17 protein-coding genes are annotated in these 23,418 nt (G+C 42.8%); 14 read left to right on the forward strand and 3 right to left on the reverse strand.

Annotated features, from left to right (window positions below; translation table 11 throughout):
* Positions 1-168: 168 nt before the first annotated feature.
* The 10 genes from RHS_RS16195 to RHS_RS16240 all read left to right on the forward strand — a co-directional run bounded on the left by RHS_RS16195 (position 169) and on the right by RHS_RS16240 (position 9,733).
* On the forward strand, positions 169-1,488 hold the full coding sequence (locus RHS_RS16195) for a uracil-xanthine permease family protein (protein ID WP_027294750.1): 1,320 nt from the start codon (positions 169-171) through the stop codon (positions 1,486-1,488).
* Positions 1,489-1,564: 76 nt separating this feature from the next.
* The gene (locus RHS_RS16200; protein WP_138003453.1) at positions 1,565-2,776 is read left to right on the forward strand and encodes an ABC transporter substrate-binding protein; all 1,212 of its coding nucleotides are present in this window, start codon (positions 1,565-1,567) and stop codon (positions 2,774-2,776) included.
* A gap of 50 nt (positions 2,777-2,826) precedes the next feature.
* Positions 2,827-3,819: an iron chelate uptake ABC transporter family permease subunit gene (locus RHS_RS16205; RefSeq protein WP_047833762.1), complete on the forward strand. Its 993-nt coding sequence runs from the start codon at positions 2,827-2,829 to the stop codon at positions 3,817-3,819.
* Positions 3,809-4,645 carry an ABC transporter ATP-binding protein gene (locus RHS_RS16210; protein WP_044289461.1) on the forward strand — a complete coding sequence of 279 codons (837 nt, stop codon included), beginning with the start codon at positions 3,809-3,811 and terminating at the stop codon, positions 4,643-4,645. Before RHS_RS16205 ends, RHS_RS16210 begins: the two co-directional genes overlap by 11 nt.
* Entirely contained in the window at positions 4,593-5,369 is a 777-nt protein-coding gene (locus RHS_RS16215; protein WP_027294748.1) for a xanthine dehydrogenase family protein subunit M, read from the forward strand. The genes RHS_RS16210 and RHS_RS16215 overlap by 53 nt, the downstream gene beginning before the upstream one ends.
* A 2-nt stretch (positions 5,370-5,371) precedes the next feature.
* A complete protein-coding gene (locus RHS_RS16220) occupies positions 5,372-5,827 on the forward strand; it encodes a (2Fe-2S)-binding protein (RefSeq protein WP_027294747.1) in 456 nt (151 codons plus the stop codon).
* Positions 5,828-5,855: 28 nt separating this feature from the next.
* Positions 5,856-8,150, forward strand: coding sequence for a xanthine dehydrogenase family protein molybdopterin-binding subunit (locus RHS_RS16225; protein WP_395022647.1), 2,295 nt, complete (start codon positions 5,856-5,858; stop codon positions 8,148-8,150).
* Positions 8,147-8,716, forward strand: coding sequence for an NTP transferase domain-containing protein (locus tag RHS_RS16230; RefSeq protein ID WP_027294745.1), 570 nt, complete (start codon positions 8,147-8,149; stop codon positions 8,714-8,716). The genes RHS_RS16225 and RHS_RS16230 overlap by 4 nt, the downstream gene beginning before the upstream one ends.
* A gap of 116 nt (positions 8,717-8,832) precedes the next feature.
* Positions 8,833-9,066, forward strand: coding sequence for a hypothetical protein (locus tag RHS_RS16235; protein WP_027294744.1), 234 nt, complete (start codon positions 8,833-8,835; stop codon positions 9,064-9,066).
* 196 nt (positions 9,067-9,262) lie between these two features.
* Entirely contained in the window at positions 9,263-9,733 is a 471-nt protein-coding gene (locus tag RHS_RS16240) for a methylglyoxal synthase (RefSeq protein WP_027294743.1), read from the forward strand.
* 90 nt (positions 9,734-9,823) lie between these two features.
* Here RHS_RS16240 and RHS_RS16245 read toward each other — a convergent pair whose 3' ends face one another.
* Positions 9,824-11,119, reverse strand: coding sequence for an MFS transporter (locus tag RHS_RS16245; protein ID WP_242849114.1), 1,296 nt, complete (start codon positions 11,117-11,119; stop codon positions 9,824-9,826).
* Between the two features lie 181 nt (positions 11,120-11,300).
* Between RHS_RS16245 and RHS_RS16250 the strand changes: the two genes are divergently transcribed.
* Complete coding sequence (locus tag RHS_RS16250; protein WP_047833763.1) at positions 11,301-12,125, forward strand: helix-turn-helix domain-containing protein; 825 nt, start codon at positions 11,301-11,303, stop codon at positions 12,123-12,125.
* Positions 12,126-12,162: 37 nt separating this feature from the next.
* Here RHS_RS16250 and RHS_RS16255 read toward each other — a convergent pair whose 3' ends face one another.
* Positions 12,163-13,182, reverse strand: a complete 1,020-nt coding sequence (locus RHS_RS16255; RefSeq protein WP_047833764.1) for a LacI family DNA-binding transcriptional regulator — start codon at positions 13,180-13,182, stop codon at positions 12,163-12,165.
* A gap of 366 nt (positions 13,183-13,548) precedes the next feature.
* On the opposite strand from RHS_RS16255, the gene RHS_RS16260 reads away from it, so the two are divergent.
* Positions 13,549-15,936 carry a TIM-barrel domain-containing protein gene (locus RHS_RS16260; protein WP_047833765.1) on the forward strand — a complete coding sequence of 796 codons (2,388 nt, stop codon included), beginning with the start codon at positions 13,549-13,551 and terminating at the stop codon, positions 15,934-15,936.
* 107 nt (positions 15,937-16,043) lie between these two features.
* Here the strand turns inward: RHS_RS16260 and RHS_RS16265 are convergent, their stop codons facing one another.
* On the reverse strand, positions 16,044-18,650 hold the full coding sequence (locus RHS_RS16265) for a cation-translocating P-type ATPase (protein ID WP_047833766.1): 2,607 nt from the start codon (positions 18,648-18,650) through the stop codon (positions 16,044-16,046).
* A gap of 1,253 nt (positions 18,651-19,903) precedes the next feature.
* On the opposite strand from RHS_RS16265, the gene RHS_RS16275 reads away from it, so the two are divergent.
* Both RHS_RS16275 and RHS_RS31185 read left to right on the forward strand, forming a co-directional pair.
* Positions 19,904-22,840: an insulinase family protein gene (locus RHS_RS16275; RefSeq protein WP_395022650.1), complete on the forward strand. Its 2,937-nt coding sequence runs from the start codon at positions 19,904-19,906 to the stop codon at positions 22,838-22,840.
* A gap of 65 nt (positions 22,841-22,905) precedes the next feature.
* Positions 22,906-23,028: a hypothetical protein gene (locus tag RHS_RS31185; protein WP_395022652.1), complete on the forward strand. Its 123-nt coding sequence runs from the start codon at positions 22,906-22,908 to the stop codon at positions 23,026-23,028.
* Positions 23,029-23,418 lie beyond the last annotated feature (390 nt).

Here is a 23,418-nt window from a genome sequence, read left to right on the forward strand (position 1 = left end):
TCTAAACGGTATTACAATCATTTCTTGTAGAAAAATCTGTTTTTATGTGGAAAAATCTTTTTTTATGAAAGTGTCGGTTGTCAGAAAAGTAACAATATGTTAGAATGCTACAGTACAGTTTTGTAAGGAGTACAAAACTGAGAAAAATGAAGTTACAGGAGAGAAAAGATGAAGGAAAACAAAAACGGCAGTATCTATGAACTGAACGGAGTAGTTCCCCTGCGAAAGGCAATTCCTCTGGGGATTCAGCATGTCCTGGCAATGTTCCTGGGAAATATTTCCCCTCTGATCATTGTATGCGGTATGCTGGATATGGCTCTGGATTTAAAGACCAGTCTCATTCAGAATGCAATGTTTATTGCAGGTGTGGCAACGTTAATTCAGCTGTATCCGATTTGGAAAGTCGGAAGTAAGCTTCCCATTGTAATGGGAACCAGTTCCGGTTTTATCGGAACGGCGAAGGCAGTAGGAGCAAGCTTTGGATACGGAGCACTTATGGGAGCATCCCTTGTGGGTGGTATTTTTGAGATTATACTTGGTTTTTTTATCAAACCATTGCGGAAATTATTCCCACCGGTTGTTACAAGCCTGGTAATTATATCGATCGGATTATCCTTACTTCCGGTTGGAATTAAATATTTTGGCGGTGGTGCCGGGAGCGAGGATTTTGGAAGCTGGCAGCATTTACTGGTAGGAACGGTGGTTATTCTTGTAATCATAGTTCTGAAACAGTTTAAGAAAAGCTTTTTAAGTACAGCATCTATTTTAATTGGAATCATTGTGGGTTACATATTGGCAATCTGTTTGGGAATGGTTAATTTTACTCAGGTACAGGATGCAGCCTGGTTCAGCCTTCCAACTTTTATGCCGGTGAAAATGGAATTTAACCTTCAGGCAATTATTGCAATGGGAATTATGTTTATTGCAACAACTGTGGAGACTGTAGGTGATATTTCCGGTATTACAAACGGAGGTCTGGACAGAGAACCTACTCATGAAGAACTTCAGGGCGGTGTCATTGCAGATGGTTTTGGGAGTTTTCTAGGAGCATTGTTTGGTGTCCTTCCAAATACTTCCTTTAGCCAGAATGTCGGTCTTGTTGCAGTTACTAAGGTGGTAAACCGTTTTGTTATTATGACCGGTGCGGTATTTTTAATCCTTTGCGGTTTCTGCCCGAAACTCAGCGCATTGTTTTCCGTAATGCCTCAGTCTGTACTGGGAGGAGCGGCTGTAATTATGTTCGCAATGATTCTGGTAAGCGGACTGCAGTCACTGCTTCGTGAAAAAATTGATGACAGAAATGGTCTGATCATTGCGATGGCAATCGGTCTTGGCGTAGGAATCGGAAATGTTCCGGAAGTACTGGCGCAGATGCCGGCATGGGTTGGTAACATTTTTGCACAAAACGGTATCATTATGACATTTGTAATTGCTACTGTTTTGAATCTGGTACTTCCAAAATCAAAGACAGAAGCAGCAGAACAGTAAGAAAAGGGTCTGTTACAGGGATATTATAATGTCCGGTTTCAGGCTGTGTTACTGAAAATTGGATGGAGAGAAGCATATGAAAAACAAATTTGTAAATAAAATTACCGGTATGATGCTGGCGGCAACACTGGTAATCGGTTCGTTAGCCGGCTGCGGTGCAGCAGCGGATCAAAAAACGGAAACACAGGCGGCAACATCAGCCCAGTCAGAAACGGCTGCAGAGACAGCAAATACAGAACAAACAGAAAACGGGAAACAGACAGAAAAGGGGAAACAGACAGAGACAGGTCAGCAGACGGAAACAGCGGAAGATGCGGATACGCAGACAGCTTCTGATTCCGAAGGCACAGCGGCAGCAGAAGGGGAAATTACCGTAACGGATCAAATCGGCAGAGAGGTTACCCTCAAAGCGCCGGCTAAGAAAATTGTTTCTTCTTATTATATATCAACTGCCATTGCCATTGCTCTTGGTCTTCAGGATGATCTGGTTGGAATTGAAATGAAGGCAGATACCCGTGAACTGTATAAGAAAGCGGCTCCGGAATTATTAGAACTTCCGGCTGTTGGTTCCGGTAAAGGAATCAACGTTGAGGAAACGGCAAATTTAGAACCGGATGTAGTAATTCTGCCTAAGAAGTTAAAAGACTCTGTGGAGCAGTTTGAAAAACTGGATATTCCGGTAATGGTAGTAGATCCGGAAACTTTGGATAACTATAGGGATTGTGTGTCACTCATGGGCACAATTGCCGGTGTATCGGATAAAGCATCCGAATTAAATGATTACTATCAGCTGAAGATGGATGAAGTAGAAGAGATGACCAGAAATCTGACGGATAAACCAACCGTTTATCTTGCTGCAGGAAGCAGTTATTTAAGTACCTGTACCTCAAAAATGTACCAGAACGATCTGATAGCAATGGCTGGCGGCACAAATGTGTCACAGGGGCTGGAAGATGGATACTGGGCGGAAGTCTCACCAGAACAGCTGTTAGAATGGAATCCCGGGTATATCTTTGCAGTAAGTTATGCAGAATATAATCTTACCGATATTACCTCAGATGCGAAATTATCTGAAGTGCAGGCAGTAAAAGATGAAAATGTAAAAATGTTCCCATCTAACATAGAGCCTTGGGATTATCCGACGCCGTCATCGGTGCTTGGAATTCTCTGGCTGACGCATGTACTTCATCCGGATCTATATTCAGCAGAGGAATATATACAGGAAGCCCAGGATTTCTACCAGAATTTCTTTGGCATTCAGGTAGAGGCATCTGATCTGGGGCTGTGATTGAAAAGTTATTGCCGCAGGATGCTGACTAAGATTTAAAAAGGAGTTATATGAATACGAGAAAAAGGTTTTGGATTTTGACGATCATATTAGTTTGTGTCATATTTTCGTCTTGCTGTGTAGGGCGGTACGAGTTATCCCTGTCGGATATCTTCGCCATTATAACAGGGCAGGGTAAAAGTGTAATGGACAGGAAACTATTTTACCAGATTCGTCTGCCCAGAACCTTTTTCGTCGTCTTATCCGGAGGGGCATTAGCGCTGGCCGGTACGGTATATCAGGCAGTTTTCCAGAATCCTTTAGTATCACCGGATGTTCTGGGTGTGAGCAGCGGATGTTCTGTGGGAGGAATTCTGGGAATTCTGTTTCTGGGACATTCGGCTCTGATTGCACAGGGAGTGACTTTTGCATTTGGAATGGGTACCGTAGCACTGGCTATGCTGCTTGTTTCCTGGATGCGGGGAAACAAACGTTATCTGATGATTATTGCCGGAATTATAGTAGGATCTTTAGCGGATTCAGTTATTATATTTCTAAAGTATACGGCAGATCCCAACAGGGAACTGGCTGCAATCGAATACTGGCTGATGGGGAGTTTTCAAAATGCAGGATGGGATTCCATCATCAGAGTGCTGCCGTTTATGGCCGGGGCAGGACTTTTACTTTTTTTATTCCGCTGGAAAATGAAAGTTTTAATTCTTGGAGATGAAGAAGCGGACGGCCTGGGCATTTCGCCGCATTTTGTAAGGAATATTTCTTTGATATGTGCTACAATACTGGTAGCGGTCGTAGTAAGCGAGGCAGGCGTGGTATCCTGGATTGGTCTGATTGCACCGCACCTGATCCGGATGTTCAACGGAGACGATTATGTTAAGAATTTTTTCCAAAGTATTTTATTGGGCAGTATCCTGCTGCTGTTAGCTGACATCTGTTCCAGGAGCCTGGCACAGTCGGAGATACCAATCAGCATTTTCACCTCTTTCTTTGGAGCAGCAGTATTGGTGATATTCTTATGCAGAGGGAAAAACAGACATGAAAATTAGGGTAGAAAACGCATCGGTTTCATTTGGAAAAAAAGAGATATTACAAGGAATTAGTATATCCCTGCCGGAAAAAGAACTGGTTATGGTCATTGGACCGAATGGCTGCGGGAAAACAACGTTTCTGCGCCTGCTGATGGGATTTCAGAAACCACAGAGCGGCATGGTGTTTTATAATGATATTTCGCTTCAAGACCATACCGTTCTGGAAAAAAGCAGAAAAATGGCTTATATGCCGCAAAATCCCCGCAGGCAGGAAGATGATGAAGTATTTGATTATGTACTGTTAGGGGTTACTCCTTATCTGAATTATTTTTCCCTTCCGGGAAAGGAAGAGAAGGAGCAGGCTGAGCAGGTATTGGCAGAACTGGGACTTAGCGAATTTAAAAACCGCAGAATGGGTACCTTAAGCGGCGGTGAGCAGCAGATGGTGAACTTTGCCAGAGCCAGAATGCAGAATACGCCCTGGCTGATTTTAGATGAGCCGATGGCTTCTCTGGATTATAGCCGCCAGCATGAATTTATGCACCGTCTGGTAGAGTACGAGAAGCGGTATGGGCAGGGAATTCTCATGAGTGTCCATGATCCGAATTTTGCACTGCGTTATGCAGACAGGGTTATTGTAATGGGATATGGTAAGATAGAGGGCATAGTAAGCCGCAGGGAAAATGAATTTGAAAATAAGCTGACCGGGATATTGAACAAGTCATACGATGGTCATTTACAATTAATAGAAAAAGAAGATTATCATTTTTATTACTGGAAGGAGGAAACACATGTTTCGTGCAAAGGAATTTGTGAAAGCAGAGAGTCTGAAAGAAGCTTATGAATTAAACCAGAAGAGAAGCAGCATTGTTCTGGGAGGATTCGTCTGGCTGAAGATGGGCGACAGGAATAAGCAGACAGCGATTGATCTGTCTGGACTGGGGTTGGATACCATTGAGGAGAATGATTTAGAATTTTCCATTGGAGCGATGTGTTCGCTTCGGATGCTGGAAACCCATGAGGGGCTGAAAAAAGCTTTTGGGGATATTTTTAAAGAATGTACCCGCCATATTGTAGGTGTACAATTTCGTAATTGTGCAACAGTGGGAGGGAGTATTTTCGGGAGATTTGGATTTTCGGATATCCTTACCTGTATGATGGCGCTGGATACTTATGTGGAATTATATAAGGGAGGAATAATTCCTCTGAAGGAATTTGTAAATTTGCCAAAGGATTCAGACATACTGGTACGTGTGATTATCAAAAAGGATGGCCGTAAGGCGGCTTATATGTCAGAGAGACAGACTAAGACAGATTTTCCGGTCATAGCCTGTTGTGTGGCAAAAGATAACGACAGATGGTATGTGGCAGTGGGTGCCAGACCTTACCGTGCTATGCAGGTTACGCTGACTGCAGATGAGACAAAGACTTTGGAGGATCTGGCAAAAGAAGCATCCGTCAGATTTTCTTATGGCAGCAATTTAAGAGGAAGTGCAGAGTACCGGGAACATCTGGCAAAAGTCTGTATCAGGCGCTGTGCCTGTAAAATTACAGGAGGTGAGGCATAAGTATGGAGATTAAATTTCTTTTAAACGGAAAACCGGTAACTGCAAGTATTGAAGCAGATGCTGTTTTGTTAGATGTAGTACGTGAAAAAGGCTGTTACAGCGTCAAGCGGGGATGTGAGACAGCGAACTGCGGACTGTGCACCGTTCTGGTTGATCAAACTCCGGTATTGTCCTGTTCCACACTGGCGGCGCGGGTTAACGGGAAACAGGTCATGACACTGGAGGGAATGCAGGAAGAAGCAAAGGCATTTGGGACATTCCTCGCTAACGAAGGAGCGGAACAGTGCGGGTTTTGCAGTCCCGGTTTTATTATGAATGTGTTGGCCATGGAAAAGGAATTGGTAAAACCTACCGAAGAGGAAATAAAAGAATACCTGGCCGGCAATCTTTGCAGATGCACGGGATATATGGGGCAGCTTCGGGCGATCCATAAATATTTGAACAGGGAGGAGAAATAGTTTGAAGGTACGGAGACAGGAGGAACGTATGGAGATGAAACAACGATTAGTGAATACACCTGTGATGAAAAAAGATGCCATGGCGCTGGTAACAGGACAGCCCGTATATACAGAAGATCTGGCTCCCAAAGACTGCCTGATTGTAAAAGTACTCAGAAGCCCTCATGCCCATGCTCTTATTGAAGAAATAAACACTGCGGCAGCACTTAAAGTTCCGGATATAACCGGTATTTATACCTATGAGGATGTACCGGAGAAAAGATTTACAATGGCGGGGCAGACCTATCCGGAGCCCAGCCCTTATGACCGTCTGATTCTGGATCAGAGAGTACGGTTTGTGGGAGATGCAGTTGCAATTGTTGCAGGAGAAACAGAAAAGGCCGTGGACAGGGCGATGCGCCTGATCAAGGTGAAATACCAGGTCTGCGAACCTGTGCTTGATTTTCACAAAGCGAAAGGTAATGATATCTTAGTTCATCCGGAAGAAAACTGGAAAAGTCTGTGTCCGGTTGGGGCTGATAATAAGCAGAACCTCTGTGCCCGGGCCAGTGATGAACACGGTGATGTGGAAGGTGTTCTTGAAAAATGCAGATACCGTGTGGAACAGACATACCACACCAAGGCGAACCAGCAGGCGATGATGGAAACTTTCCGTACGTTCACTTATATGGACGTCTATGGAAGGCTGAATATTGTATCCTCAACCCAGGTTACGTTCCATGTAAGAAGGATCCTGTCACATGCACTGGATATTCCCAAATCGAAGATTCGTGTCATAAAACCCCGAATCGGCGGTGGGTTTGGAGCTAAGCAGACTGTTGTAGCGGAGGTTTATCCGGCATTTGTCACCATGCAGACAGGAAGAGCGGCGAAGATCATTTATTCCCGCTATGAGTCACAGATTGCCTCTTCTCCACGGCATGAAATGGAGATCAAAGTAAGGCTGGGTGCGGATGAAGAAGGAATCATCAGGGCAATTGATGTCTATACCCTTTCTAATACAGGCGCTTACGGGGAACACGGACCGACTACAGTTGGGCTTTCCGGACATAAATCCATTCCCCTCTATGGAAAGGTGGATGCATTTAAGTTTGCCTATGATGTTGTGTATACCAATGTAATGTCTGCAGGTGCATATCGCGGATATGGGGCAACACAGGGGATATTTGCAGTGGAATCTGCAGTGAACGAACTGGCGGCACAGATGAAAATGGATCCGATCGTATTGAGACAAAAAAATATGGTGCAGGAAGGCCAGGTTATGCCTGCGTACTATGGAGAAACAGCCAACAGCTGTGCCCTGGACCGCTGCATGGCACGGGGCAAAGAGATGATAGGCTGGGATGAGAAGTTTCCCTGCAGGGATATGGGAAATGGAAAAGTCAGGGGTGTAGGGGTAGCAATGGCTATGCAGGGATCCGCTATTTCTAATGTAGATACTGCATCGGTTGCCATCAAAGTCAATGATGACGGATTCTACAGCCTGATGATCGGAGCTTCCGATATGGGAACGGGATGTGACACCATACTGGCACAAATGGCGGCAGACTGTCTGAACTGCCGCATGGAAGACATTGTGGTGCATGGAGTTGATACGGACATCTCGCCTTATGATTCCGGCTCCTATGCATCCAGTACCACTTACCTTACCGGGATGGCAGTAGTGAAAACTTGTGAAAGTCTGATCCGCAAGATCTGTGAAAAGGGCGCATGCTATCTGGGTCTTAAGACAGAACAGGTGGATTTTGACGGTGAAAAAGTATATGAGACAGACGGGGATAAATCCATCTCCTTAAAAGATATCGGTAATCATGTAATGTGTAATAATGAAGAGGCGCTTATGGCTTCCGAAGCACATTCTTCTCCTGTATCACCGCCGCCATTTATGGTTGGATTGGCGGAAGTAGAGATTGATAAAGAAACCGGACATATTGAATTGATTGATTATGTGGCGGTTGTGGACTGTGGAACAGTGGTGAATACTAATCTCGCCAGAATTCAGGTGGAGGGCGGCATTGCCCAGGGAATCGGCATGGCGTTATTCGAAGATATTACTTATTCCGAAAAAGGACAGATGTATCAGAATTCATTTATGCAGTATAAGCTGCCAGGCAGACAGGATGTAGGAAATGTCAGGGTGGAATTCGAAAGCAGCTACGAGCCCACAGGACCATTTGGAGCAAAATCCATTGGAGAGATCGTAATAAATACACCATCACCGGCAATTGCACATGCAGTATATAATGCAGTCGGGGGGCAGATACGGACACTCCCAATCACTTCTGAAAAAATATATTTTCATATGCAGGAGAAAGATTCATGAACCTGGCATTAATTCTGCTGGCGGCTGGAAACAGCCGCCGTTTTAAAAGCAACAAACTGTTATATGAAATAGATGAAAGTCCTATGTATCTCCATATTGTGAAAGAAATTGAAAAATTACCCGGGGATACATTTGTATCAAAAATCATTGTTACGCAATATCCCCAAATAGAGCAGGAAATGAAAAAGAGAGGATACCGCACGATTCGGAATGCCCACAGTGAATGGGGGATTTCTCATTCCATTAAGTTAGGCATAACAGCGCTTTGCAGCGAAAATAATATTGTGGATGGAATCTGCTTTGCTGTTTGTGATCAGCCCTTTTTAACAGCGCAAACCATAACGGCGCTGATTCAGACCTGGACGACGGGCCAAAAAGGTATTGCCTGCCTGAAATATAAGGAACATACCGGTAATCCGGTTATCTTCCACTGGAAATACAAAGATGAACTGCTGGGTCTGGAAGGTGATACGGGAGGGAAAAAAGTCTTGAACAGGCATAAGCAGGAGGCAGTGTATTGTGAGATTACGGATGGAAGAGAATTAGAAGATATGGATTTTCAATAAAGGACCCTTTTTATAATTTAATGTGCCAAAATCGGGAATATAACTCAGCAGCGCCGAATATATATAATACAGGAGTATTTTTCTTTGCAGGGGCAAAGGTAAAAGGGGGCGATTATATGAAGCGGCTGAATCACGTATTTCCTGTAATAGTACTGATACTGTCATGTGTTTTCAGTGCATTTCTGGTGCTTGATTTTTGCAATCCGGCGATGAATCTGGTGGATACGAAAGTTTCTCATTTGTTGTTATGGGCATTTTGCATTCTATCTATCATATGCACCGTGAACCGGATGTATGAGCAGCGCAGGCAGGAAGTTTTATTTGGGGATGATCCTCAAGAATGGTGCTGAATTAAGGGGCAGACAGGGCAAATAGTAGAAAAATATTTTCAGGATGGTAAATAATGAAAATATATATTATAATAAATCTGAGCATATCTGAAAATTCAATAAATCCGGATAAGAGGTAAAGATGCACATCCGGATTCAGATCATTTTCAGGTTGCGGATGAATACTATATTTGAATTATGAGAGGAGCATTGTATTATGAAAGATGAATACATTGAATTCACCATCGGTAAGCAGAAGAGTATTGCCCTGATTGCCCATGATGGAAAAAAACAGGAATTAATTGATTGGTGTGAAGCGAATAAAGAAATCCTGAAAAATCATTTTCTATGTGGAACAGGAACGACAGCAAGAATGATTACCGATAAGACAGGACTTCCTGTAAAAGGCTACAACAGCGGTCCATTAGGCGGAGATCAGCAGATCGGTGCTAAAATTGTGGAAGGCAATATTAACTTTGTAATTTTCTTTTCTGATCCTCTGGAAGCACAGCCTCATGATCCGGATGTTAAGGCACTTCTTAGAATTGCCCAGGTTTATGACATCCCCATCGCAAATAACAAGGCTACGGCAGACTTTATGATCACTTCCAAATTCATGGACAGTGAGTATAATCATCAGGTCATCAACTTCAAGAGAAATATTCAGGAGAGAGCAAAAACATTGTAAAAGAGATGTTTTGAAAATGAATATGGTGAAGAAATAAAAGTCTTTTTTCCAGAGAGTTGTGGAAAAAAGACTTTTTTGAATTGTATATCTTTATATCTTCTTAAGTACAAAATGCACATAACAGGAACATCCAATGATCAGTCCACCTGACAGCACGAACAGGAACTGCATTCCGCTGACAGCCATGCCAAGGAGATTCCCTGCAGGCAATATGGTTAAGAGTGCAGCGCCCAGCAGACTGGATGCAAATCCGATCATACCGGCATAGGCACTGTTGGCTCCTACAAAAAGCATTTGCTTGTTATCCGGTGCATACTGGTATTGCACGTTAAATACCGAAATGGCAATTCCACCCCAGGCGATTCCGGACAGTGACTGGAGAATTGGCTGCAGGACCAGGCAGGTTTCTTTTGTCATAAAGAACCAGCTGATATGTACACAACCAAGAAGCAGCATGGAGGTCTTGGTAACCCAGAGCCAGGATTTGCGATCCGCCAGCCTTCCCCAGATGCCGGATGCAAATACTCTCGATAAAGATGCGATCAGCCCCAAAAATGTCATATAGGTGTAATCCAGGTTCAGCCCGGTTACCATATAAACACTGAAAAATGGAGCAGCAATCTGGAGACCCAGATTCCAGAATCCATAAAATCCGATGATTTTACGAAAGCCTTTATTTTTTAATGGTTCCGTAAAAACGTGTTTCAGGCGGGTCCGTTCTTTGTATTCCTCCTGGATCGGCTCTTTGGCGGAGGAAAAACAATAGAAATTAACAAATGTCATGGCAAGGACTGCCAAACCGATTGTTAAAAAGCCTGCCTGTTCGGCATTCTGATAGCGGAACCAATCCAGCAGTTTTCCCATGGAAAGAGAAACGATGGTGGTAAAAGCCAGTGCCTTTGCATCCCGTTTGCCAAGGTAAGAACCAAGTTCTCTTCCGGGTACCAGTTTTCTCAGCCAGTTTCCCGCTCCGGTTCCGATAAATGCTCCGCATCCATGTGCTGCTGCGAAAATGCCTACCACGGCGGCAAGCCGGAAGGCAGGTTCTCTGACAAACAGAGGCACAAAGAAAATCAGGGTCAGCAGCAGGCGGTGCATCAGGGCAAGAAATGCGATGATAAATTTTTTCTCACGGAGGTTTTCCAGAACTACCGTGGAAAAAAGCTGTACCACGCAAAGCAATGTGGGGATTGCGCCGATAATTCCATTCAGGGAGTCATCGGCCCCCATCATACTTGCGTATCCGGAGAGGAAGGCTCCGCTGGTCAGGGCGAGAACCCCGTTTGCCATGCTTCCTTCCAGGACGAACAGGCTTCGGCTTCTCTTAAAATCGGCTTCATTCATTGGCTGACGGCTGTAATAGGTATCAGAAATAAATGTTCTCATGTGAGTTATAGCATACATGATAAAAATACCTTTCTTTTTTTCGCAATATTTGATATTCTGTATGTAATTTGAGGCGCCATCAAATTAACTCTATTTTGTCATTAACAGGCGTTTTCTACAAGAAGAGAAATGGCGATAAAAACATGAAAATTCCGACTTTTCAAATACATGGGAGGAAATGATGGAAAGCTTTTTACACTTGAAAGGAATTCTTCCGGTTACAGCATGGAATGCCGGATATTTTAAAAGCAGGGGACTTGGAACCCATGCAGACCGAACAATTGATTCATTTGAAATTATTTATGTGAATTCAGGAACACTTGGGATTTATGAAGAAGGGAAAAAATTTGAAGTTCCAAAAGGGCATGCTTTGATATTGTTCCCGGGAAGACATCATTGGGGAAGCAGACAGTTTGAAAAAGACCTTACATTTTACTGGATTCATTTTCAGATAGACAAGAAGGCGGAAGCTGGGGATGATATGATGTCACTGCCTCAATTGGTGCGCCTTGCGAAACCCGAACAATTTGTGGAGCTTTTCCGGCGTTTCATAAAACGGCAGGAACGGTATAGTGAAGACAGAACGGTATTAAATTTGATATTACTGGAAATTTTATGTGAATTATCTGACTCGGCATATCCCCTGGAAATCAGCACGACCAAAGTGGTATTGACAAACCAGGCAGATCAGTATATCCGCCTGCATTTGAACGAGACCCTGTCATCTAATCTGATTGCAGAGGCATTATCCTGTAATCCCGACTATCTGGGGCGCATTTATCATGAGATATATAATAAGACACTGACGGAGGCGATTCATACATATCGGTTGAATAAAGCCAGCCGGCTTCTGATCGAAACGTCTGCCAATGTAAATGAAATTGCAGACCTGTGCGGGTATCCGGATGCCGATTATTTTCGGAAAAACTTCAAAAAGTACCGGGGCATGACACCCAAAGAGTATCGACAGACTTACTGTCTGGTCTCTACGGATATTGAGGAGTAAAAGGATTTGCCAAAATAATTACACTGGCCCTTTAAAACTAATCAGTGAAATTCAGATCCTTAACGGAAGCACGTTCTACCAGCGCTACATCCAGTGTAATTTTCTGTGTGCGGGCATCCTTGTTTTCTAACTGTAAAAAGAGCTGGCTTGTAACAGTTTTTGCTTTTTGTATGATGTCCTGGCGGATGGTGGTAAGTGGAGGTGTGATCTGGCGGCTCAGTGGAAAATCATCAAAACCAATTACCGATACGTCCTGGGGCACATGAATATCATATTTTTTAAAACCTTCGATCAGTGAAAAGGCGATCTGGTCTGCGGTAACGAAAAGCCCGGTAACTTTTGACAAAAGCGGCTTTAATTTCCGGGCAAGGGTAGGATCATTTACCGGATCGTGAAAAGGGAAAATATATTCTTTTCTTAATGGGCAGCCGTGTTTAGACAATGTATCCTGAAAACCCTTTAAACGCTGTTCCACAACCCCATTTTTCTGAGTGATCTCAGGGCTGATAAATGCCAGGTCAGTATGACCGTTTTTGATAAAATATTCTGCCGCAAGTACTCCGCCTTTATAATCGTCAATCCCTACATTTGTGATCTGGGGGATGGGACTGTAGCTGTCTGTGAATACCAGCGGGATTTTATTGGCTGTGAGGATTTCACTCATGACTGAATCAAAAGCGCCTACGAAAATGGCACCTTCCACATTCCAGGAGCGCAGGCTGTATGTAACATCTTTGTAGTCACTGACATAGCGCAGAATCAGAAAATATCCTTTTTCCTGTACATAGCGGGTAACTTCTCCCAGAAAAATGGCATGGTAAGAATCTTCCAGGGGGTTACCGTCTCCATGGGTAAGCATGAGAAGGGCAATCAGCCTGGAAGATTTCGCTGCCAGAGCCCGGGCGGATGAATTAGGAACATAACCCCGCTTTGCTGCAATTTCTTTTATTTTAACAGCTGTTTTTTCCGAAACTTTCGTTGTATTTCCATTCATAACGCGGGACACAGTCATGATGCTGACGCCTGCTTCTTCGGCAATATCTTTTAGTGTGATCATATGCTACCTCTTTCCTTAACCCTGAACATGTTTAAAATGCCTGAACCCGGCTGGTTATTCCACTTTGCGTGATGTGGCTGTGGAATTTCAACCTTTATGTGAATAGACATATTATACAAATATTATAGAGGAAAATCAAGATATTGTACAAAGTTTAAAAAGGATATTGACATTGTTAATCGTGAATGGTATATTTATATCATGATTAGGTTAACGCTAACCTAAGTCCGGATAACAAGTCGGATATCTGCAGGAAACGGGGTATCTGACCCTCCCGGCAGCCGCCATACGGACGTAATCGCATGTCCGCCTGGCGGCTGCCGGGGGGAAATAAAAAATTGACAGTAAAGAAAGGAATTGAAAATGATGGATCCCATTTATAAAATTGATGCCAGTCCTTTATGCAGTGAGGGTGCTGCAGTTCAGGGTGAGCATTACCGTATTACCGTTTTGACAGCCCAGTTAATCCGATTAGAATTCAGCGAAGAAGGAAGGTTTGAAGACCGGCCTACACAGAGTGTCTGGAACCGTAATTTTCCAGTTCCGGAGTTTCAGGTATTTGATAAGGGTGGGAATCTGGAAATTGTAACTGAATTTATACATATGATTTATAATAAGGAGAGATTTTCCTCCAATGGGTTGTCCCTTCAGGTCAGCGGCAAAGGATGTACGACGCATAATATCTGGCACTTTGGGGAAGAATCAACGGATCTTAGAGGTACGGCAAGAACGCTGGATGAAGCAGACGGCGCAATACCCCTGGAACATGGTCTGATTTCAAGAAATGGCTATGCAGTTATGGATGACAGCAGATCCCTGTTACTCACGGAAGAAAACTGGGTAGAGCCGCGTAAAGGTGAAGTCATGGATTTCTATTTCTTTGGATACGGACACGAATATGAGAAATGCCTGAAGGATTTTTACCATCTCTGCGGCAAGACGCCCTTGCTCCCCAGATTTGTGTTTGGCAACTGGTGGAGCAGATACCATAAATACACGGAAGAAGAGTATAAAGAATTGATCCTGCGTTTTGAAAGTGAGAAAATTCCTTTTTCGGTCGCAGTAGTTGACATGGATTGGCATTTGGTTGATGTGGACCCCAAATATGGAAGCGGCTGGACGGGATATACCTGGAATAAGGATTTCTTCCCGGATCCCAAAGCATTTATGGCATGGCTTCACGACCATCATTTGAAGATAACATTGAATGTACATCCTGCAGATGGAGTCAGGGCATTTGAAGAACCTTATCTTGCTATGGCGAAAGAACTTGGGGCTGACTGGGAGAAAGAAGAGACGATCAACTTCGACGTAACCAGTCAGGAATTTTTAAATGCGTATTTTAAATACCTGCATCATCCAAACGAAGAGGATGGTGTGGATTTCTGGTGGCTGGACTGGCAGCAAGGGAAGAATACGGCGATCGAGGGACTGGATCCGCTTTGGATGCTGAACCACTATCACTATCTGGACAGCAGGCGTAACGGGAATAGGGCTCTGACTTTTTCCAGATATGCAGGGCTTGGAAGTCACAGGTATCCGGTTGGCTTTTCCGGGGATACGGTTATATCCTGGGAATCCCTGGATTTTCAGCCTTATTTCACAGCAAATGCAAGTAATGCAGGATACGGCTGGTGGAGCCATGATATTGGCGGTCACATGTTTGGTTACCGGGATGATGAATTGTCAGCCAGGTGGGTACAATATGGCGTATTCTCTCCCCTTTTAAGACTGCATAGTACGGCAAATCTCTTTTCCGGTAAGGAGCCCTGGAAGTACAATAAAATTGCAGAAAGCATTATGAAAAAATACCTGAAGCTGCGGCATGAACTGATTCCTTATCTCTATACCATGAATCGCTATGCCAGCCGTGACGGGCAGCCGCTGGTACGCCCAATGTATTACCTGGAGCCGGAGCAGAAGGAAGCTTATGAGGTACCAAATGAATATTATTTTGGAACAGAGCTGATTGCCTGCCCGATTACAAAACCGGTTGACAAAAAAGCAGCGGCAGCTTCATTTACAGCCTGGCTGCCAAAGGGAATCTGGTATGATATTTTTAATGGACGGGTTTATGAGGGCGGCAGGAGATTATCTTTGTACAGAGGAGTGGAGGATATTCCGGTATTTGCCCGGGCTGGTGCAATTGTACCAATGGCGGATCTGGATGAGTATACAAATTCAACCACGAATCCAGAAAAATTGAAGATTGCCATTTATGCAGGGGCGGATGGAGAGTTCCACCTTTATGAGGATGATGGAAATTGTCCGGAGGATTTAGATGAAAATTGGGCTGATACAGAGATGACATTCAGATGGGATGAAAAAGCAGTATTTACTATTGGCGCAGCAAAAGGGAATACTTTGGTTATCCCTCAGGAGAGATCCTATACCCTGGAAATCACAGGAGTTACAGAAAGTCCGGTAACTGTTCTTGCAAATGGCAGGCAGGCAGGGGCAGATGTAAGCTATGATGAAAGAAAACATACATTAACGGTCAGAATCCCGAAAATGGCTGTTACAGAGGAAGTCATCGTTTCCTTTGAAGATGGAGTGGAGCTGGCAGAAAATGATGTGGTGACCGAGACATTTGCTTACCTGGAAAAGACTCAGTTAGAATATAATCTGAAGGAAGAGATTTATTTCATTGTAAGAGATGCAAAGAATGCGCTCCATGCTGTGTCAGCTTTGCAGGCACTGGGGCTGGATGAGATGGTGTTTGGGGCTTTATGTGAGATTTTAACTGCAAAATAAGGGAAATATAAAACAATTGAAATCAAAACAAGTGAAATACAAAACAAGCGCTCCGGGAACAAATATTTGTTCTCCCGGAAGCGCTTGTTTTGTTTCAATGCAATGTTCTATTTTCTACGGCTTCTGATTGCCTTTAATACCTGAATAACCGGAAGATTGACAAGAGCCAGACCATAAACGGTAAACAGCTGCTGCATACTCAGGTCAGCAACCTTAAATACGCTGTGTAAGCCTGGTGTCAGGAGTACTGCGTTGATTAAGACAAAACCAATTAAGAAAGCGCCGATCAAAAACTTGTTATTAAAGAACTTTCTCGTAAAGATTACAGGATGGTCGGATTTACTGTTGAATCCATGAACCAGTCTTGCCATACAAAGTGTTCCGAATGCCATTGTGCTTCCAACGGCTGCACCGCCTGCACTGTTGCCAAGTAAAAAGGCAATCATTGTAGTAGCGCCGATAGAGAGCCCTTCCACGCCAATTCCAACCAGAAAATCTTTCGTAAGGATAGATTCATTTTTTGGGCGGGGCTTTTCTTTCATTACATCGCCGGTATGAGGCTCAAGACCCAGGGCGATTGCCGGGAGACTGTCTGTCAGCAGGTTGATGAACAGCAGGTGTACTGGGGCAAATGGTACCGGCAGTGCCATGATGGAAGCGTAAAGTACAGCTAAAATTGCACCAAAGTTTCCGGATAAGAGGAATTTGATGGAATTTTTAATGTTAGCATAGACATTACGTCCATTTTCTACTGCTTTTACGATAGTAGCGAAGTTATCATCGGTTAATACCATAGAGGCAGCATCTTTTGCAACTTCACTTCCGGTAATTCCCATAGCAACACCAATATCCGCTTGTTTCAGTGCAGGTGCGTCATTAACACCATCGCCGGTCATGGATACAATGTTGCCTTTGTTCTGCCATGCCCGGACTATACGGATCTTATGTTCCGGTGAAACTCTGGCATATACACTGATGTGCTCTACGAAATTTTCAAGCTCTGCATCGGAGAGATTTTCAATATCTGCACCTTCACAGGCTTCCGAGATATCTTTTAAAATACCGATTCTTTTTGCGATCGCAGCAGCAGTTATTTTGTGGTCACCGGTAATCATAATCGGTTTAATACCGGCTTGAATACATTTTGAAACCGCTTCAGCGGATTCTTCTCGCGGCGGATCCATCATGGCAATCAATCCCAGGAAAGTAAGGTCATCTTCAAAATCCACGGAAAGTGATGCAGGTGCAGGCAGGACTTTGTATGCAAATGCTAGGACTCGAAGTCCATTCATGGAGTAGTGTTCATTCATTACGGCAAGATCTTCAGCATCCTCCGGAGTAAACGGACAGGCTTCCCCTTTTTTCTGAATGGAGGTAAGGCGGTTGCTTAATACATCTACGGCACCTTTTGTAATCATGATGATTCGTCCGTCAATGTTGTGTAAGGTGGACATAAGCTTACGGTCACTGTCAAAAGGTATTTCACTGATACGCGGGAATTTTGCACGTGTAGGAAGTGCTGCCACGCCTACCTTGTCACCAAGGTTAATCAGTGCAGTTTCCGTAGGATCACCGATTTCTTTTCCGTCCAGATTCGTAGAATCATTGCAGAGAATACTGGAATATAATAGTTGTTTTTGATAAGAGTCTCCAGAATCAATGTCTTTGGCTGCAATGTTTTTTCCGTCAATATAGTAATGTTCTACTGTCATCTTATTCTGGGTCAGTGTACCTGTTTTATCCGAACAGATAATAGAAACGCTTCCCAGTCCTTCCACTGCCTGCAGCTTTCTGACAATCGCATGTTCCGCTGCCATTTTCTGTGTTCCGAAAGAAAGCACAATGGTTACAATCGAGCTTAAGGCTTCCGGTATGGCGGCTACAGCTAATGCAATAGCAAATAAGAAGGAGTCTCCGATTGGATTTCCACGGAAAATGTTAATTCCAAATACCAGAGCACAGACTACTAAAATAAGTATGGACAGCTTTTGCCCAAAGTTATCCAGATTAACCTGCAGTGGGGTTTTTTTCTCAGAAGTGGATTTTAAAAGACTGGCAATTTTGCCCACTTCCGTTTCCATACCGATTGCGGTAACCAGGAAAGATCCTCTTCCGTAGGTTACAAAACTGCCGGAAAACAGCATGTTAGTCTGGTCACCCAGAGGCTTTTCTCCTGAAAGTACCTGATCCGTCTTCTCTACGCTGACACTTTCACCGGTAAGAGCGCTTTCGTTTATTTTAAGGCTTGCATTTTCAATAATACGTCCATCTGCTGGAATATAATTCCCGGCTTCCAGAACAACAAGGTCACCAATGGTTACCTCGGCGGATGGAATTTCATGTACAATACCGTCTCTCATAACCTTGGCGGATGGAGCAGACAGTGTCTTTAAACTATCCAGTGACTGTTCTGCTTTCAGCGTCTGGACAGTACCCAATATTGCGTTTATGGTGATAACAACAAGAATTACAATTGTGCTCTCAATATCTCCTAAAAATCCGGATACGACAGCGGCAACGATTAAGATAATAACTAAGAAATCTTTGAATTGTTCCAGAAAAATCTGTAAAGTGCTTTTCTTTTTTCCCTCAACCAGTACATTTTTACCGTATTTGTGCTGATTTGCAATGGCTGCATCAGTGGTCAGATATTCACTGCTGCCATTTACCTGTTCCATAACTTCTTCTTTGGAAAGGGTGTAATAATTCTTCATATGAATGCCTCCTTTATATGGTTCCTTGTATGCATAAAAAAAACGATCCTCCTATTGCATACAATTCACGCTGCAATAAAAGTCTCGCTACTTAGTTACGATACGGATGGAAACCATCGTACTGACGACATCGTAAACACTTGCGTGTTAGCTACTCCCTTTTACTTCTTTAATAAAGATAAGACAAAATTGAGAAAATGTCAAGGGAAAAATATTTTTTAAACCTGGCAGAATTGTATTTGCAGCATTATATCTGTAGTATTTGACAAAAAAGTGGAAATTACTCAAAAGTTTTTGATGAATATGGGAATCAGTGAAGCTAACAGGCTAAACATGATGACAAATGAAATTCCCAACAATATTATTTGTCCGTTGTTTAAAAGCGTAATACCGTTTAAAGAATATCTAAAGAATATTCTCATATAGATCCAAGTATGAGAATGAAAATAAATGCAATTAATATAGTAATCTGCAGCCACATATAACATTGATTTCTCAATGCCGTATCAAGGATCCGGCTATTTACATAAAAGCTGGGCTGAAAAGACAATAATCCGCCAGTGGTAAAAACTACCATGACTAGAATGAATTCCAACTTTAAACTATTATGTTTTAAAATATATAGACATGGTACCAGACATATAATTGCGATGAAGTCGTAAATATTAAAGAAACTTAGATAAAATGTTATTTTCATAATTAATAAATTGTATTTCCGATCATAATGATGCGATTCATAAAATTGTTTGCGGCCGTAACTGTAAAAAGTTTTTAAATCAGGTACTTCGGCTTGCATATGATTAAAGTTATAAATGATAATGTGGGAACTCATCAATAATATAATTATAAGAAATACTTGAAAAAGTGCAATTATTTCGATAGGTTTATTCTGGTGCCGGAAGTAGTTATTTTTCATTTTTTATATCCTCTTTTATGTTTAATTAGATATTCTGTAAATTTGATGACATGTAAGGTTTGTTTAAATGCAGATATATAATACTATTTTTGTGTTTATTAAAGATCATAAATGTATTGAAGTGTAAATTTAATGTCGTGAATTATGATTTCATTCAGGAATCAGGATTTGTTCGTTAATGCACAGGTTTTCTAAATTAAGGTGTGAATACGGGGGGGATATGGTTCTGGAAATCTCTTGAGGTACTGCAAGATAGGAGTAAATGGTTGCGTATTCTGAATTTATCGACTATATTATAAATAGTTATAAATTTTAATATGTATAAAGGAAAACAATAGTGACAGAGAAAAATAGCAATATTTTAGAAATGACAGATCCGGTATCCGGATTTCGGGTAAAAGAGAAAAGCGTGATCGGACAATTAGGAGCTGATATTACATTATTTGAACATGAAAAGAGTGGTGCCCAGGCAGCATGTATAAAAAACGATGATCCGGAATTGGGATTTAGTATCATCTATAGGACTCCATATGTGGATGAAACAGATACCAATCACGTATTTGAACATGCAATTCTGGCATCTTCCGAAAAATATCCCAGCAAGGATATCTTCTTTGATATGGGTAATAAGAGTTATAATACTTTTTTTAATGCCTTTACCTATCCAACGTTCACGATTTATCCGGTGTGCAGTAAGAGTGAAGACCAGCTGATGAAAATGATGGATGTTTACTTAAGCTGTATGGTCAGTCCCGATATATTAAAGAATGATAATTTCTTTAAAAGAGAAGCATTGCGGTATGAACTGGAAGATGTGGATAGTCCTATTCTCATGAAGGGAACGGTTCTGAGTGAAGACTTTGGTTATTTGACAGATGTTGAGAGTAATGCAGATGATAATCTGATTCATGCATTGTATCCCGGCTTATATGCCTCAAACTGTATTGGGAAAGCCCACCTGAATTATAAGGGACTTACTTATGAGCATACTTTGCAGACTTATGAACGTTTTTACTCTTTCAGCAATAGTCTGATCATTCTTTATGGAGATATGGACTTTAAAAAAGTAATGGACTTCATAGAAAAAGAATATCTTTCCAAATCGGAAAGGAAACAGATCGATTTAAGCCAATATACCAACGAGCAGGTCCGGCCCGGCTATGTGGAACAGATAGTGGATAGCCCGGCATATGAAGAAGATAACGCAGACCATGCTTCTATTGTGGATTATGCCGTGGATTTGTCCGGGTGTTCCTGGGATGATTTAATATATTGGGGCTTTATTACCGATATGATGAATAATGAAAGTTTTGTATGGCATGATTATGCAAAAAAGGCAGGTCTTCATAATTCTATGACCGCTTTTATTAATGTAGATACTTCTTTTCCCTATCTGGTATTCCGCCTGTTGGATGCGGATGTAATGCAGAAGGAGTCGTTTAAAGATTCGATAAACAGGGCGTTAAAAGATTTGTCCGAAAATGGATTCAGTCCGGAAATATACCGGGCATGTATGAAGAGCAGAGAACTTGCAGAATCACTGATGCGGGAGGCAACTGCTGTGGCAGTTGACGTTTCGGAGGAAATTGCCACCTATTGGACCAGGACAGGCAGAATCGATTATCATAGCAGATATCAGGACTGCTTTTGCAGAATTTCCCGGGATAAGGAGCAGTTGATTTTAAAACGGCTGGTAAAAGAAGCTTTAGTGCCCAAACGGAGTGCTTTTGTTGTGACGATACCCAAGCCGGGGCTGGCGGAACAGATGGAGCAGGAACGGGATGATTATCTGAAGAAGATGAAAGAGTCTATGTCAGTGGGGCAGCGACAGCAACTGGTAGAAGATACCAGGAAGTTTCGGGAATGGAATGAAACGGAACAAAGTAACAGCAGTTTTATGATTCAACCAAAGGAACTGCCGGATCTGGAAAAGGCAACTTCTTATAGAAAGAAAAAATTTGGGGATATGGTAAGCTATACTTGTGCGGCACCGATTGAACATGCGGGCAGTTTTCGGATTTATTTTGATATCAGTTCCGTGCCGGAAGAGGATTTCTTCTACTTGGCACTTTATGAATTGCTGCTTACAGAACTGGATACTGAAAAGTACACGGCAGACAAGCAGAAAAATATTGCAGAAGAATACTTATATGATTTATCGATTCATGAACTGTATCCCGGTGCAGAAGCTGGGGAAAACAGCAGGCCGATGTTAGTGGTGAGCTGGGAGGGGCTGACAGAGGATTATGGAACCGCACTGGATTTTCTCCTGGAAGTGATGGGTAATATTAAGTTTCATCAAAGAGAAGAAATGATCCGGGTATTAAATAAATCCCTTCCGGATTATGATTTGTCCAGAACCGATGACCCCATGACATTGGCGGAAGATCTGGCACTGGGGTATATCAGGAACAGTGCCCGGTTTTATAATGCGGTAAACGGACAGGATTTATATCGTTTCCTGAAAAAGATTCTTCAAAAACTGGAGCAGGATGCAGACTATCTTAGCAGTGTAGTAGTTAAATTAGAAGAAATAAAGAAGAGTGTGATGCATAGAGAGAAGCTTATCATAGCATCTGCGGCAGCTTCCAAAGCACTGTCAAAGATAGAGAAAACGGCGGTCGATAAACTCAGCCAGCTGCCGGTACTGAAAAAGAAGATGCTGAACTACGGTGATTTTATGGATGCTAAGAGAAAGAAGGGAATCTGCGTGGAGTCTTCAAATCAATACAGTGCTGCAGTGGGAGACTTCAGGGGCGATAAAAATTTTAAAGGGAGATATCTGCCATATTTAATGGCGGCTAAAGACAAGTATATCATACCCCAGATCCGTTTCCGTTCAGATGCCTATAGTGCAGGGGTCACGGTAGGAGATCCTACAGACGGAACATTCTGTCTTTACAGTTATGGGGATCCCAATGTAAAATCTACTCTGGATATTTTTGCGGGTACGGCAGATTTTCTAAAGAGGATGGAGATTACGAAAGAAGAACTGGATGGTTATATTTTAAATGCATATGGTCTTGTGACAAAGCCATTGGGTATTCTTGACAGAAGAATGTGGGATATGCGTCTGGCCATAAGCGGCGCAGATCCGGCTGTGGTGAATCATATGATAGAAGATATTAAAAACGCATCGCTGAAGGATCGGGAAGCTGCTGCGAACACCATAGGGGATGCTTTGAAAAGGGGAGCTGTGGTGACGGTGGGAAATGAGTCGAATATCAGGGCAGCCGGAAATGTTTTTGATGAAATAATAAATTATAAAGAATAAGCAGCGAATAATTTTATCTTAAATTTGGGTTTTGTTGAGAAAGGGACGCTTTGTAGATGTAGGTAGTGTACGGAAAGATGGGTGTGGGAAACTGGCATGGGCTCCTTCAGCTGGCCGCAGAACTGGTATTTTCTAACCTTTCCGAAGCGCTTTTTGGCGGCACGCGGGCATTCACCGAGAAATCCTGATGGATTTCTCGGTTCAGTACCCGCTTAGTATCCGATGGGAGCCAGTCGAATACTATCCGCCAAAAAACACTCCGGAAAGGTAAGTAAATACTCAGCTCTGCTCTACGCTTCCTCCGCCCATACCAGTTTCCCACACCCATCTTTCCGAGATAGCATTCGTTGATACAAAGCTGGTTTTCTCAGCCTGGTGGAGACCCTTGGACTGTGACAGGCTGTTCTTTATTGGATGCTGCGCAGTATGTTTCGGCTGTTTGTGTAAGAGAAGATGAAAGTTTGTTCGTTTTTCTGGTTACAGAATGAAAAACAAATTCCGTTCTCAAGATCAGTTGCTTTACGCCAGTCGCGTTCAGCATGCCACAACCCCAGGGGTCCCATCATTCTGAGAAAACC

Origin of the sequence: Robinsoniella sp. RHS, assembly GCF_001029355.1 — a bacterium.
GTDB lineage: Bacteria > Bacillota > Clostridia > Lachnospirales > Lachnospiraceae > Robinsoniella > Robinsoniella peoriensis.